This window comes from Kosakonia sp. CCTCC M2018092, from assembly GCF_003864115.1.
Lineage (GTDB): Bacteria > Pseudomonadota > Gammaproteobacteria > Enterobacterales > Enterobacteriaceae > Kosakonia > Kosakonia cowanii.
The window spans coordinates 2,852,099-2,866,239 of the sequence record NZ_CP034225.1 but is presented as its reverse complement, the minus strand read 5'-3'; the positions used below and the strand labels follow the sequence as shown (position 1 = coordinate 2,866,239).

At 57.8% G+C, this 14,141-nt stretch carries 11 protein-coding genes; 7 read left to right on the top strand and 4 right to left on the bottom strand.

Annotated elements, in window-relative coordinates; genetic code table 11:
• Positions 1 to 477: 477 nt before the first annotated feature.
• Positions 478 to 1,113 carry a TetR/AcrR family transcriptional regulator gene (locus EH164_RS13695; RefSeq protein ID WP_124968645.1) on the bottom strand — a complete coding sequence of 212 codons (636 nt, stop codon included), beginning with the start codon at positions 1,111 to 1,113 and terminating at the stop codon, positions 478 to 480.
• Between the two features lie 240 nt (positions 1,114 to 1,353).
• Here EH164_RS13695 and EH164_RS13690 point away from each other — a divergent pair, with 240 nt between their 5' ends.
• Positions 1,354 to 1,611, top strand: a complete 258-nt coding sequence (locus tag EH164_RS13690) for a YdgH/BhsA/McbA-like domain containing protein (protein WP_042715368.1) — start codon at positions 1,354 to 1,356, stop codon at positions 1,609 to 1,611.
• Between the two features lie 79 nt (positions 1,612 to 1,690).
• Here the strand turns inward: EH164_RS13690 and EH164_RS13685 are convergent, their stop codons facing one another.
• The 3 genes from EH164_RS13685 to EH164_RS13675 form a co-directional block, all read right to left on the bottom strand.
• On the bottom strand, positions 1,691 to 2,650 hold the full coding sequence (locus EH164_RS13685) for a L,D-transpeptidase family protein (RefSeq protein WP_124968643.1): 960 nt from the start codon (positions 2,648 to 2,650) through the stop codon (positions 1,691 to 1,693).
• Between the two features lie 473 nt (positions 2,651 to 3,123).
• On the bottom strand, positions 3,124 to 6,570 hold the full coding sequence (mfd, locus tag EH164_RS13680) for a transcription-repair coupling factor (protein WP_124968641.1): 3,447 nt from the start codon (positions 6,568 to 6,570) through the stop codon (positions 3,124 to 3,126).
• A 110-nt stretch (positions 6,571 to 6,680) separates the two neighbouring features.
• A complete protein-coding gene (locus EH164_RS13675) occupies positions 6,681 to 7,754 on the bottom strand; it encodes an acyltransferase family protein (RefSeq protein ID WP_124968639.1) in 1,074 nt (357 codons plus the stop codon).
• A 289-nt stretch (positions 7,755 to 8,043) separates the two neighbouring features.
• On the opposite strand from EH164_RS13675, the gene lolC reads away from it, so the two are divergent.
• The 6 genes from lolC to EH164_RS13645 all read left to right on the top strand — a co-directional run bounded on the left by lolC (position 8,044) and on the right by EH164_RS13645 (position 14,138).
• Positions 8,044 to 9,243 carry a lipoprotein-releasing ABC transporter permease subunit LolC gene (lolC, locus tag EH164_RS13670; protein WP_124968637.1) on the top strand — a complete coding sequence of 400 codons (1,200 nt, stop codon included), beginning with the start codon at positions 8,044 to 8,046 and terminating at the stop codon, positions 9,241 to 9,243.
• Entirely contained in the window at positions 9,236 to 9,937 is a 702-nt protein-coding gene (gene lolD, locus EH164_RS13665; protein ID WP_023481855.1) for a lipoprotein-releasing ABC transporter ATP-binding protein LolD, read from the top strand. The genes lolC and lolD overlap by 8 nt, the downstream gene beginning before the upstream one ends.
• The gene (gene lolE, locus EH164_RS13660; protein WP_124968635.1) at positions 9,937 to 11,181 is read left to right on the top strand and encodes a lipoprotein-releasing ABC transporter permease subunit LolE; all 1,245 of its coding nucleotides are present in this window, start codon (positions 9,937 to 9,939) and stop codon (positions 11,179 to 11,181) included. The genes lolD and lolE overlap by 1 nt, the downstream gene beginning before the upstream one ends.
• A 36-nt stretch (positions 11,182 to 11,217) precedes the next feature.
• The gene (gene nagK, locus EH164_RS13655; protein WP_124968633.1) at positions 11,218 to 12,135 is read left to right on the top strand and encodes an N-acetylglucosamine kinase; all 918 of its coding nucleotides are present in this window, start codon (positions 11,218 to 11,220) and stop codon (positions 12,133 to 12,135) included.
• A 10-nt stretch (positions 12,136 to 12,145) separates the two neighbouring features.
• Positions 12,146 to 12,967, top strand: a complete 822-nt coding sequence (cobB, locus tag EH164_RS13650; protein ID WP_124968631.1) for a Sir2 family NAD+-dependent deacetylase — start codon at positions 12,146 to 12,148, stop codon at positions 12,965 to 12,967.
• Positions 12,968 to 13,220: 253 nt separating this feature from the next.
• Positions 13,221 to 14,138 (top strand): polyprenyl synthetase family protein, encoded by a 918-nt coding sequence (locus tag EH164_RS13645; RefSeq protein WP_124968630.1) that lies wholly within the window; start codon positions 13,221 to 13,223, stop codon positions 14,136 to 14,138.
• The last annotated feature ends 3 nt before the right edge of the window (positions 14,139 to 14,141 follow it).

Sequence of the window (14,141 nt, the reverse complement as noted above, 5' to 3'; positions counted from 1 at the left end):
GAGCCTTTTTTTGCCATAAAAAAGCCTCGCGCGATGCGAGGCTTTTTCGTTATTAAATAAAGTCTTGTTGGCGAACAACCAGCAATCCGGTAATGAGGACAGAGACAAATGCAAACAGTACGGAGCCACCCAGCAAGACCCACAGACCAAATAACAATGTAATTACTATTAACACTTTGATGAATGGTAATAGCAAAATCATTTCCATTTCCTTCTGCATGTGATTAGTCAGTAAAAGACCCTTTATCCTCATAAAAAAACGATCGGTACTACGCGTAGAGTGAGAGCAAGGGAAATAGTTACGTCTGTAATAAGATACTTATTGTTTTATATTGCCGCCGACAATGATTAGCGACGCAATAATCACAATTAAGCATAGCAAAGGCAGGGAAATGGCTGATAGATTTTACCTATTGTTGAATTGTGTAATCACTATCACAGAGAGGAAATGAGACGGAAATCCGTCTCATTTTTTTATTACGCTTTGATCAAATCTGGCCACAGGCGCAGGGTGGTGCGGGTAATTTGCAGTAACTTTTCAAGGCTTGCGCCTTCGCGGGCGCTGATGGACATGCCCTGCAAGATGCAGCCAAGAAACTGCGCAAGGGAGGTGATATCAACACCTGCCGGGATCTCGCCTTTCGCCTGCCGCTGCGCGAGGAAGTGCTGCAATGTCTCCTCCTGGCGGGCATGACGCGTTTTAATCGTTTTCGCAATCTCCTGCGACGAGGCGGCAAGCGTCGCGGAGGTGTTAATCATAAAGCAGCCCGCGGGCGTATCGGTGCTGGTAAAACATCGGGCGATGGCAGAGAAATAGTCCAGCAACGCTTGTTCCACCGGCTTCTCCTGGCACTCCAGCAATGCTTCATGCTGCCTGGCAAAACGGGCGATATAGCGATCGAGGACCGCGCGAAACAGTCCCTCTTTATTGGTGAACTCTGCGTAGAGCGTCGGCGCTTTCGCCCCGGTTGCTTCTACCAGATCGGAGAGTGATGTGGCTTCATAGCCATGCTGCCAGAATAGCGTCATGGCTTTATCGAGCGCCGCTTCCCTGTCGAACACTTTCGGTCGGCCACGGCTTTTTTTCGTACAACTGCTGACTTCACTGGTCATATCGCCGCTTCTTTGTTGGTTTGTTGAATACCCATTATAAAAATAATCCTGGTGAATGACCAGCCGCAAAACCGCACATATTAATAAATCATATGCTTATGAAAATTAAGAACTATTTAAATTAGTTAATGAGCGTTATAAAAAAATATTGACGGGTGATATAGATCACACTTATGATTTCCCTATCGATCGTTAACTTAATGCTAACGACCTCCGTTCACCTGCATCAGGACAATCATTATGAAAACCATCAACACGCTGTTTACCGCCGCTGTTTTAAGTACTCTCTCATTTGCCAGCTTTGCCGCCGTTGAGGTGCAGTCTGCACCAGCCGGGCAGCAGGAGCTGACCGCCATTGGCGTGACCGGCAGCACTAACCTCGCATCCGTTGAGAAAAAAGTGGCTGAGAAAGCCGAACAGCTGGGCGCGTCCTCTTACCGCATCACCTCCGTGACCGGCTCCGATCGCCTGCACGGTACCGCAGTGCTTTACAAATAAGTTCACCACCCTCGAGCTGCGCCACTGCAATAAAAAAGGCCCTGCACACTGTGCAGGGCCTTTTGTTTATGCGCGGGCGTTACATCGCCTGCATACTCTCTTGCGCATGCTGGGTCACGTCCACCGGCATACCCGAACGCAGCTCAATGGCCTGCGCCATCACCGCCGCATCGCTTTCAGCCTGAAACGTCTTCATCGCCGCATTGAGCGGGATCGGCAGTGTTTTCGGATCGTCATCGATCGATTCGGAGAGCGGCTGATGCACCTCCACCAGCCGCGTGCCATCTGGCTCGACGGAGGCTTTGATCGGCGTATTGATGATATTCACCGGCGTGCCGGGGCTGATTGCAGCAAACAGCGCAGCAATATCGCTATCCCGCAGGCGAATACAGCCGGAGCTGACGCGCATCCCGATGCCAAAATCAGCATTGGTGCCGTGCAGCAGGTAAACGCCGCCAAAAGCGGCGAGGCGAATCGCATGATGGCCCATCGGGTTATCCGGCCCGGCTGGCATCACCGACGGCAGATCAATCCCGCGGGCTTTGTAGCGGGCACGGATATTGGCGGTCGGCGTCCAGGTCGGGTTAGCCCGTTTATCAGAAACGGTGGTGACCATCGTCGGCGTTAGCGTATCGCCGCCCAGTTGACCAATGCCAATCGGGTAGATGGTGACCTCGTTTTTTCCGGGGGGATAGTAGTAGAGACGTAGCTCGGCAAGGTTAATCACAATCCCTCTGCGCGGGACATCAGGCAGCAGCGTTTGCAGCGGGATGGTGACAACGCTGCCTGCGCGCGGCACGAAGGGGTCGATACCGGGGTTAGCCTGTAACAGCGCGAGGAAGCCAACGTCATACTTTTTGGCGATTGCTTCCAGCGAACCGCCATCGTTCTCAACGATATGGAAACGGTTTTCGCCCACCAGCTTACTGCCCGCAGGCGGCAGCGGCCAGGTATTCGCCCGGGCGGGAAGGGTAAAGATAAGCGTAGCGGCGACGGCGAACAGCGTCATCCAGTGAGCGAAGCGCGACATTTTGCACATGATCATAATCCATGTAAATCATAAGGTTATTTCTATAAGACTACTCAATAGGATTATGCTCATCGGGTTCGTCGGGAAACCCTGGTTATTGCAAAGCATTTGTAAATATTACAAAAAAAGACGCGGATGAGGGGGGAAACATCGTGTTCGTAGGCCGGATAAGGCGGTACGCCGCCATCCGGCAAAAAGCGGGCAGGATGTTTAACGCTGGCTCGCGGAAACATGCCTGATGGCGCTACGCTTATCAGGCCTACAAAAGGGCACGACCCCGTAGGCCGGATAAGGCAACGCCGCCATCCGGCAAAAAGCGGGCGGGGTGTTCGACTCTTGCTCCCAAAAACATGCCTGATGGCGCTACGCTTATCAGGCCTACAAAACCATACTTATCAGACCTACAAAAGGGCACGACCCCGTAGGCCGGATAAGGCAGCGCCGCCATCCGGCAAAAAGCGCGCAGAGGCGCTAACCCGCCGTCAGGCGACGGCGTTCTCCGCCAGCTGCTGCATAAAGTTGCGCACCCACTCCATGCGGGTTTTACGCTCGCTCAACTCCTGGAAAAACTTCAGCCGCGTCGGGCCATCGAGGCGGAAATGCTGCGGCTGCTTCTGCAACAAGCCAATCAACCACGCCGGGTTAACGTGGTTCTTCTCGTTAAACTCAATCAAGCCGCCTTTATCATTCCCCTCCAGTTTGCGGATCCCCAGTTTCTGCGCCTGCTGGCGCAACATGGCGATATCAAGCAGATTACGCGCCGCGTCAGGCAACAGGCCAAAGCGGTCAATCAGCTCCACCTTGATCTCCTCCAGCGCATTTTCATCTTTCGCGCTGGCGATGCGCTTATAGAACGACAGGCGCGTATTCACATCAGGAATGAAATCATCCGGCAGCAGGGCAGGCATGCGCAGCTCCACCTCCGTTTGCTGGCTGGTCAGATCCTCCAGCGACGGCTCGCGACCCTCTTTCAGGGCATCGACGGCATTCTCCAGCAGCTCCATATAGAGCGAGAAACCGATGGTCTCCATCTGCCCGCTCTGATCCTCACCGAGCAGTTCGCCCGCGCCACGGATCTCCAGATCGTGAGTCGCCAGCGCAAAGCCAGCGCCCAGATCCTCCAGCGACGCAATCGCTTCGAGACGTTTTTGCGCATCGGTAGTCATCGCCTTCGGATGTGGCGTCAGCAGCCAGGCATAGGCCTGGTGATGCGAACGTCCAACGCGACCGCGCAGCTGGTGCAACTGTGCAAGGCCAAAGTGGTCGGCGCGCTCAATGATGATGGTATTGGCGGTCGGAATATCGATCCCGGTTTCGATAATGGTGGTGCAAACCAGCACGTTAAACCGTTGATGGTGGAAATCATTCATCACCCGCTCCAGCTCGCGCTCGCGCATCTGGCCGTGACCAATGGCGATACGCGCTTCCGGCACCAGCTCCGCCAGCCGGTCGGCCGCTTTCTGGATGTTCTCTACATCGTTATAGAGGTAGTAAACCTGGCCGCCGCGCAGCACCTCACGCAGGATCGCCTCGCGCACCACCAGGTTGTCATATTCGCGAACAAAGGTTTTCACCGCCAGACGGCGCGCGGGAGGTGTCGCAATAATCGACAGATCGCGCATGCCGCTCATCGCCATATTCAGCGTGCGCGGGATCGGCGTTGCGGTGAGCGTCAGGATATCAACATCGGCGCGCATCGCTTTAATGCGCTCTTTATGCCGCACGCCGAAACGGTGCTCCTCATCGACGATCAGCAGCCCCAAATCCTTCATTTTCACATCGCTTTGCAGCAGTTTATGCGTGCCGATCAGAATATCGATCTTCCCTTCGGCGGCCTGCTCAAGGATCTGCGCCTGCTCTTTGGCGCTGCGAAAACGCGACAGCATCTCGATGCGCACCGGCCAGTTGGCAAAGCGGTCGCGGAAATTATCGAAGTGCTGCTGGGCGAGCAGGGTGGTCGGCACCAGCACTGCCACCTGCTTATTGTTCTCGATAGCAAGGAAGGCGGCGCGCATCGCCACTTCGGTTTTACCGAAGCCAACATCGCCGCACACCAGCCGATCCATCGCTAATGGCTGGCACATATCGCTCAGCACGGCATTAATGGCCTGGGCCTGATCCGGGGTGGTTTCGAAGGGGAAACCGTCGCAAAAGAGCTGGTATTGTTCGCGATCGTGTTTAAACGCGAAGCCCGACTTCGCCGCGCGCTGGGCGTAAATATCCAGCAGTTCCGCCGCCACGTCGCGCACCTTCTCCGCCGCTTTTTGCCGCGCGCGCGTCCAGGCATCGCTGCCCAGTTTATGCAGCGGGGCGTTATCCTCCGCGCCACCGGCATAGCGGCTGATGAGATGGAGCGACGAGACCGGGACATAGAGTTTGGCGTCGTTGGCATAGGTCAGCATCAGGTACTCTGCGGTGATGCCGCCCGCTTCCAGCGTCGTCATCCCGGCATAGCGACCAACGCCGTGCTCAAAGTGCACCACCGGCTGGCCGTCATGCAGCTCCGCCAGGTTGCGGATCAGCGTATCCGGGTTGATGGTGCGGCGCGTATCCTGGCGGCGGCGCGCAACGCGCTCGCCCAGCAGATCGCCTTCGCAAATCAGCGCCCGGTTACGCAGCGTATCAATAAACCCGCGCTCGGCGGCACCGATCATCAGCCACGCGCCCGGCGCGCTGGCATCATCCAGACGCAGAGCGCGCTTTGGCGCAACTTTGATGCGCGCCAGCAGTTCGAGCAGCGCTTCGCGACGCCCCTCGCTCTCGACGGAAAAGACCACCGGGCCGCTGAAGGACTCAAGGAATTTGCGCAGGTTATCCAGCGGCGATTTCTGCTGCGCCTGTACTGAGAGATCCGGCAGGCTCTGGTAACCGAGGTTAATCTGGCCCGCTTTATCCGCCACCTGCTCGGTTTTGAGTTGAATGCGCGGCCATTTTTTCAGTTCGCTGAACAGCGCATCAACCCGCAGCCACAGCGCCTCGGGCGGCAGCAGCGGGCGCATCGGATCAACGCCGCGGTTCTCATAGCGTGCCTGCGCATCTTGCTGGAAACGCTCGGCGCTGGCTTCCAGATCGCCGGTATTCACCAGCAGCGTATTCGCCGGGAAGTAGCTGAACAGCGGCGGCAGCGGTTCGCTGAAAAAGAGCGGCTGCCAGTATTCGATCCCGGCGGGCAGGGTGCCTTTGCTCACCTGCTGATAGATATGCTCCGCGTCACGCTTCACCTCGAACTTATCGCGCCACTGGCTGCGGAAAAGCTCGATGGCGGTCTTATCGGTCGGAAACTCATGGGCCGGAAGCAGGTTAATCGCCTCCACCTCTTCGAGCGTGCGCTGGGTATCGGCATCAAACAGACGCAGGCTGTCGATCTCATCATCGAAAAAGTCGAGGCGGTAAGGCTGGCTGCTGCCCATCGGGAAGAGGTCGAGCAGCGCGCCGCGAGTGGCATATTCGCCGTGCTCCATCACCTGATCGACATGGCGGTAACCGGCGCTATCAAGCTGCGTACGCAGCTGATCCCGTGACAGACGTTGCCCCTTTTTCATCACCAGCGCGTGACCGTGCAGATAGCTGTGCGGGCAGACGCGCTGCATCAGCGTATTGACTGAGACAATCAGCACGCCGCGCTGCATCGCAGGCAGCTGGTAAAGGGTGGAGAGACGGGAGGAGACAATCTCCTGGTGCGGCGAAAAGCTGTCGTAGGGCAGCGTTTCCCAGTCCGCGAGGTTCATCACCAGGTTGTCGGTAAACTGGCTAATCTCATCATGTAAACGCAGCGCGTTCTGCATATCCGGGGCGATAAGCACAACCGGACCGGCGTGTCGTTCAATGATTTCTGCCACTTCGGTGGCGCAGGCCGCGCCGGTAAGCTCGCCAAACTGGCGCTGGTCACCCGCTTTTGACGGCAGGGAATAACGGTATTGTTCAGGCATGGGGATATGAAGATCTCATTATGGATATACCCCCGTTATGGGGGCATATCCTTGATACGCAATACGAGGATTATGTGTGATTAGGTGAGTTTAGCCAAGAAATCGCCCTGTCAGCGTGCTGTCGCCGCCGAAAGGTGCTTTGTTGGCGGGGTAAAAAAGAGATCGCCAAACAGCGCGGAGGAGAGTTTGCGCACCATCAGCCCGACCAGCGTACAGATCAGCAGCACCGCCGCCGGATAGGCAATCAGCACCGCCAGCTCGACCGCAGGCGGCCAGACACCAGCGTTAAGCGGTTTGATCAGCGCCAGGCTGAACCCCTCGACCAGAATGCGGTGGGTGGTGTAGATCGCCAGCGTATTGGAGCCGACGACATTGAGCAGGCTCTTCTCGCTCGGCGGGAAGCGTTTCTCCATCTCCTGGAAGAGGCGCATGATACCGACAATCGACAGCAGGCAGAGCGGCAGCGGCATATTAAACATCCACAGCCCAAACGCCACCACCACGGCGACAGCAAACAGCAGGGCGTAGCGGCGCAGCGAGACGGTTTTAACAAACTCCATCACCTGCATACCGTACCAGGCACCGAGGCTGTAAAAGATCATATTGCGCACGACGCTGTTCATTCCCCACCACGGCAGCGGCAGGTAGTTAATCGCCAGGCTTGCCACAATCATCAACGCCAGCATCGGCACTTTCCAGCGGCTGAGCAGTTTACACAGCGTGAAGTAGACCACTAACGCGTAGAGGTACCAGAGGCTGGTGGTGGCGGTCAGCATACCGATTAAAAAGCCGTGCCAGCTGTCGGCGTAAGCAGCGTTTGAGGAGTTGCTGAGATCGCGCTCCGGCGCCAGCCAGTCGTTAAGGTGGCTTAAGCCCACCCATTGCAATACGCCCCACAGCGCCAGCACATAGACAATGCTCCAGATCCGTTTATCGATGGTGTCTTTCCATGGCACATCATCGATATAGCGGCGGATCAGAAAGCCGGAGATAAAAAAGAACACTGGCATACGGAACGGCGCGAGATAGAGATTGAAGTAGATCCAGCACTTAGAAAGCGTTTCTGACCAGGGATGCTGGAAGACCGAGAGGTGTGGATAAAAGGTTATAACCGAGTGGTAAATCACCACCAGGCAAATGCAAAGTCCTTTTATCTGGTTTATCCATAATGTTTTCTGTTTCATTCGTTCTGTGCCTGTTATTGCCATAATCCCGGCAAACGATCCTGGCCATACAAACGCTGAATGTAACGGGAAAGAGTCTGGATATATTCATTTTCGGAATAAGTGGAGGGTGAAAAATTGACAGCCTGGTAATTTACCCGCCCATAACACGCGCTCCGGCAAAAGTAGCGATTTGATTTCTCGAAGCTTTTTGACATTAATCCGATGAATTCTTACGGTATCACGCATTTACGCTCTCACCTTTCGCTTATATACTCCTGACTCTGCTCACAGCAACCAGACGGATTTCATGTATCAGCCTGTCACTCTCTTCATAGGTCTACGCTATATGCGTGGACGCGCGGCGGACCGCTTTGGCCGCTTTGTCTCCTGGCTGTCAACCATTGGCATCACCCTGGGCGTTATGGCGCTGGTGACGGTGTTATCGGTGATGAACGGCTTCGAGCGCGAACTGCAAAACAACATCCTCGGGCTGATGCCCCAGGCTACTCTGACGACCCAAAAAGGCTCGCTCAACCCGCAACAGCTTCCGGCCAGCAGCGTCAAACTGCAGGGCGTATCGCGCATTGCGCCGCTGACCACCGGCGATGTAGTGCTACAAAGCGCGCGCAGCGTTGCGGTTGGCGTGATGCTCGGTATCGATCCGGCGCAGAAAGATCCGCTGACGCCGTTTTTAGTCAACGTGCAGCAAAACCAGCTGCAGGCGGGCAAATACAACATCATTCTCGGCGAACAGTTGGCCAGCCAGCTGGGCGTTACCCGCGGCGACCAAATCCGCGTGATGGTCCCCTCCGCCAGCCAGTTCACCCCGATGGGGCGTCTGCCGAGCCAGCGCCTCTTCACGGTGGTGGGCACCTTCGCCGCCAACAGCGAAGTGGACGAGTACCAGATGCTGGTCAATATCGACGACGCCTCGCGCCTGATGCGCTACCCGGCGGGCAATATCACCGGCTGGCGTTTATGGCTCAATGAGCCGCTGAAAGTGGATGTGCTCAGCCAGCAAACGCTGCCGGAAGGCACCCAGTGGCATGACTGGCGCGATCGCAAAGGCGAGCTCTTCCAGGCCGTGCGCATGGAGAAGAATATGATGGGGCTGCTGCTGAGCCTGATCGTTGCCGTCGCCGCCTTTAACATCATCACCTCACTCGGCCTGATGGTAATGGAGAAGCAGGGCGAGGTTGCCATTCTGCAAACCCAGGGCTTAACGCCGCGCCAGATTATGGCGGTGTTTATGGTGCAGGGTGCCAGCGCCGGGATTATCGGCGCGCTGCTTGGTGCCGGGCTAGGCGCGCTTTTGGCCAGCCAGTTAAATAATTTAATGCCGATTATAGGCGCGCTGCTCGACGGCGCGGCGCTGCCGGTGGCGATCGATCCGCTGCAGGTGGTTGGCATTGCGCTGGTGGCGATGGCCATTGCGCTACTTTCGACGCTTTACCCTTCCTGGCGCGCTGCCGCCACTCAACCCGCTGAGGCTTTACGTTATGAATAAGATCCTGTTGCAATGCGACAACCTGTGCAAACGCTATCAGGAAGGCAGCGTGCAGACCGATGTGCTGCACAATGTCAGCTTCAGCATGGCGGAAGGGGAGCTGATGGCGATTGTCGGCAGCTCCGGCTCCGGGAAAAGTACGCTCCTGCACCTGCTCGGCGGGCTGGATACGCCAACCTCCGGCGACGTCATCTTTGGCGACCGCCCGATGAGCAAACTCTCCTCTACCGCGAAGGCCGAGCTGCGCAACCGCGAGCTGGGCTTTATCTACCAGTTCCACCACCTGCTGCCGGACTTTACCGCGCTGGAAAACGTGGCGATGCCGCTGCTGATCGGCAAGAAAAAACCGGCCGAAATCGACACCCGCGCCCGCGAGATGCTGCGCGCCGTTGGCCTGGAGCACCGCGCCAGCCACCGCCCGTCTGAACTCTCCGGCGGTGAGCGTCAGCGCGTCGCTATTGCCCGCGCGCTGGTTAACAACCCGCGTCTGGTGCTGGCGGATGAACCGACCGGCAACCTCGATGCCCGTAACGCCGACAGCATCTTCGAACTGCTCGGCGAGCTGAACCGCGCCCAGGGCACCGCTTTTCTGGTGGTCACCCACGATCTGCAACTGGCGAAGCGCATGAACCGCCAGCTGGAGATGCGCGACGGCCATCTGAAAACCGACCTGACCCTGATGGGGGCTGAGTAATGGCATCCCCGCTGTCATTATTAATCGGCCTGCGCTTTAGCCGCGGCCGTCGCCGTAGCGGCATGGTGTCGCTGATCTCGGTTATCTCCACCGTCGGCATTGCGCTCGGTGTAGCCGTGCTGATTGTGGGCTTAAGCGCGATGAACGGCTTTGAGCGCGAGTTGAACAACCGCATTCTGGCGGTGGTGCCGCATGGCGAAATCGAGCCGGTGAATCAGCCGTGGAATGGCTGGCAAACGGTGCTCGGCAAAGTGCAAAAGGTGCCGGGTATCGCCGCTGCCGCGCCCTATATCAACTTTACCGGGCTGGTGGAGAGCGGGGCGAACCTGCGCGCTATTCAGGTTAAAGGCGTTGATCCGGCGCAGGAGATGCAGCTCAGCGCGCTGCCGAAGTTTGTGCAGGGCGATGCGTGGAAAGGGTTTAGCGCAGGTTCCCAGCAGATCATCCTCGGCAAAGGGGTGGCAGACGCCCTGAAAGTGAAGCAGGGCGATTGGGTCTCGATCATGATCCCCAACTCTGACGATGCGCATAAATTATTGCAGCCAAAACGCGTGCGCCTGCACGTCACCGGTATTCTGCAACTGAGCGGCCAGCTCGATCACAACTACGCGATGATCCCGCTGGCGGATGCGCAGAACTATCTCGATATGGGCAGCAGCGTCACCGGCATCGCCATTAAAGTGAACGACGTGTTCAACGCCCAAAAGCTGGTGCGCGACGCGGGCGAAGTAACTAACAGCTATGTCTATATCAAAAGCTGGATCGGCAAATATGGCTACATGTACCGCGATATCCAGATGATCCGCGCGATTATGTATCTGGCGATGGTGCTGGTGATTGGCGTCGCCTGCTTCAACATCGTCTCAACGCTGGTAATGGCGGTGAAAGATAAGAGCGGTGATATCGCCGTGCTGCGTACGCTGGGGGCGAAAGATGGCTTGATCCGGGCGATTTTCGTCTGGTACGGTCTGCTGGCGGGGCTGTTTGGCAGCCTCTGCGGTGCGGTAATTGGCGTCATTGTTTCGTTGCAGCTGACGCCGATTATCAACGGTATTGAGAAGCTTATCGGCCATCAGTTCCTGTCGGGGGATATCTACTTTATCGACTTCCTGCCGTCGGAACTCCATCCGCTGGATGTGGTGTACGTGCTGGTGACGGCGTTGCTGTTGAGCCTGCTGGCGAGCTGGTATCCGGCGCGCCGGGCGAGCAACATCGATCCGGCAAGGGTGCTGAGCGGGCAGTAATCCCGCGGGTCACGGCGCCACAACGAAGGAGTGGCAATGCACTACGGGTTTGATATTGGCGGCAGTAAAATCGCGCTCGGCCTCTTTGACGCCGGGCGGCGGTTGCAGTGGGAAACGCGTATTGCCACGCCCCACGAAAGTTACGACGCCTTTCTGCAGGCTATCGCCGCGCTGGTGGCGGAAGCCGATCGCCGCAGCGGCGTGAAGGGCAGCGTCGGCATTGGCATTCCGGGGATCCCGAAAACCGCCGATGGCACGCTCTACGCCGCCAATCTGCCCGCCGCCAGCGGGCAGGCGTTGCGCCGCGATCTCAGTCATCTGCTCGATCGCGACGTGCGTATCGATAACGATGCCAACTGTTTTACCCTTTCAGAAGCCTGGGATGAGGAGTTTCGCCGCTATCCGCTGGTGATGGGGCTGATCCTCGGCACCGGCGTCGGCGGCGGGCTGGTATTTAACGGCAAATCGATCCCCGGGCGGCGCTTTATCACCGGCGAATTTGGCCATATTCGCCTGCCCGTCGATGCACTCTCCCTGATGGGTTTTGATTTTCCCCTTCTGCGCTGCGGCTGCGGCAATATCGGCTGTATTGAGAACTATCTCTCCGGTCGCGGTTTTGCGTGGCTCTACCAACACTTCTATCATCAGACTCTGACAGCGCCGGAAATTATCGCGCGCTGGGAGCAGGGCGAGGCAAACGCGCGGGCGCACGTTGAGCGCTACGTCGATTTGCTGGCGGTCTGCCTTGGCAATATTTTGACGATTATCGACCCGGATCTGATAGTGATTGGCGGCGGATTATCCAACTTCAGCGCGCTGACCCGGCTGCTGCCGGATCGCATCGCGCCACACCTGTTACCGGCCGGCGACGTTCCCCGTATCGAACGCGCGCGCCACGGCGACGCGGGAGGTATGCGCGGCGCGGCCTTCCTTCACCTTGCAGACCACTCCTGAGAGGATGCCCATGCAATCGCGACGTTCACATCGTCTCAGCCGTTTTCGCCGCAACAAGCGCCGCCTGCGCGAGCGCTTACGCCAGCGAATTTTTTTCCGCGACATAATGGTGCATGACGTAATGGAAAAACCGAGAGTTGTTGTCTTAACCGGGGCGGGGATCTCCGCTGAATCCGGTATCCGAACCTTCCGCGCTGCGGACGGGCTATGGGAAGAGCATCATGTGGAAGATGTGGCGACGCCGGAAGGTTTCGCCCGTAATCCGCAGCTGGTGCAGCGCTTCTATAACGATCGCCGCCGCCAGTTACAGCTGCCGGAGATCGCGCCGAACGCCGCGCATCTGGCGCTGGCGAAGCTGGAAGAGGCGCTGGGCGATCGCTTTTTGCTGATCACGCAGAATATCGACAACCTGCACGAGCGCGCCGGGAATCAGCACATTATCCATATGCATGGCGAGCTGCTGAAAGTGCGCTGTTCGCAGAGCGGGCAGGTGCTGGAGTGGACCGGCGATGTCACCGAAGAGGATAAGTGCCACTGCTGCCAGTTCCCCGCGCCGCTGCGCCCGCACGTGGTGTGGTTTGGCGAAATGCCGCTCGGCATGGATGAGATCTACAGCGCGCTGGCGATGGCGGATCTCTTTATCGCCATTGGGACTTCCGGGCATGTCTACCCCGCCGCCGGGTTTGTCCACGAGGCGAAGCTGCACGGCGCGCATACTGTTGAACTCAACCTCGAACCGAGCCAGGTCGGCAGCGAGTTTGAAGAGAAGCAGTATGGGCTGGCAAGCGAGGTTGTTCCGGCTTACGTCGACAAGCTGCTGAAAGGGTTATAAGCGCCTCGCCCGGTCGCGCAAGGTTGACCGGGCGGCTATGTTGTAATAATGTAAAAATTCTTATGAATTCGCTCGTTACGGAGCAAATGTCCCAATCTACGCTACGCTTTGCCAATACGACACCGCAGAGATTAGCGCCCAGGCTGCGCGGAGTTTTTTACGCACTCCGACGAGCGCAGCAGGCTAACCGCTGCCCTCACGCTCTGACTTATTTACCCGGCCATCGCTTTAAGGATAACGAGGGACAGCCACGATGAATCTCAACCACGACGCCCAATTGCAGACCCTACGCGACGCGCTGCAACAACGCCTCGATCACCTGTTACCCGCCGGTGCGCAGCAGGATCAGATCTACAGCGCGATGCGCGAAGGCACCCTGGTGGCGGGCAAGCGTGTGCGCCCGCTGCTGCTGATGCTGGCCGCGCACGATCTCGGCTGCGAGGTTGACCAGCGTGGGCTGCTCGATCTCGCCTGTGCCGTCGAAATGGTGCATGCCGCCTCGCTGATGCTGGACGATATCCCCTGTATGGATAACGCCGCGCTGCGCCGTGGACGCCCAACCATTCATCGCCAGTATGGTGAAAACGTCGCCATTCTGGCCGCCGTTGCGTTGCTGAGCCGCGCTTTTGGCGTGGTGGCAGAGGCGCAGGGGTTATCGGCCGCCTGCAAAGCGGCATCCGTCGCGGAACTCTCCACCGCCGTGGGACTACAGGGGCTGGTGCAGGGGCAGTTTCTCGATCTGCATGAGGGCGACAAGGCGCGTAGCCCGGAAGCTATCCAGTTGACCAATGAGTTAAAAACCAGCCGCTTGTTTGATGCCACGCTGCAAATGGCGGCGATTGCCGCCGAGTCGACGCCGCAGGTGCGCGAGCGGCTGCGCTGTTTTGCCCTCGATCTCGGCCAGGCGTTCCAGCTGATGGACGATCTCACTGACGGGCTGAATGGCACCGGGAAAGATCTCAATAAAGATGATGGCAAATCGACGCTGGTGGCGATGCTCGGCGCGGAGGTTGTGCATCAGCGCCTGAGCGACCATCTGCGTAGCGCCGATGAACACCTTGCCAACGCCTGCCCGCGCGGCGTCTCCACGCGCCGCTTTATGCGCGCCTGGTTTGATAAACAGATGACGCTGTTTGGCGAAAGCCGGGCGACGACGCTGCCGGGGTGCTAGCAC